Source organism: Photobacterium aquae (genome assembly GCF_001029445.1).
Taxonomy (GTDB): domain Bacteria; phylum Pseudomonadota; class Gammaproteobacteria; order Enterobacterales; family Vibrionaceae; genus Photobacterium; species Photobacterium aquae.
Genome location: NZ_LDOT01000081.1, coordinates 1 through 379 on the forward strand (window position 1 = coordinate 1; position 379 = coordinate 379).

The window sequence follows — 379 nt, forward strand, 5'->3', positions numbered from 1 at the left end:
TCCTACTCGTTAGAGTAGAAACTATAAATCAATCATTCGATTGAATTTACTAGTCAGCTTTCCAGATTGTTAAAGAACATGTGTTTCTATTGAAAGATCCACTTTCTAACCACACTCAGCGAGTGCATTTAGAAAGTGGTGGAGCTATGCGGGATCGAACCGCAGACCTCCTGCGTGCAAGGCAGGCGCTCTCCCAGCTGAGCTATAACCCCAACGTTCGAAAGACTTCTCACTCACTTCCTCCGGGAGAGAAAGTGGTGGGTCTGAGTGGACTTGAACCACCGACCTCACCCTTATCAGGGGTGCGCTCTAACCACCTGAGCTACAGACCCAAGTCTTTCACGTTCTTCTACATTTTAACCAGGCAATCTGTGTGGAC

The 379-nt window shown here is 47.5% G+C and carries 2 tRNA genes; both read right to left on the minus strand.

Annotated features, from left to right (window positions below):
- Nucleotides 1-136: 136 nt before the first annotated feature.
- Nucleotides 137-212, minus strand: a tRNA-Ala gene (locus ABT56_RS22915).
- Between the two features lie 43 nt (nucleotides 213-255).
- Nucleotides 256-332: transfer RNA gene (locus ABT56_RS22920), tRNA-Ile, on the minus strand.
- Nucleotides 333-379 lie beyond the last annotated feature (47 nt).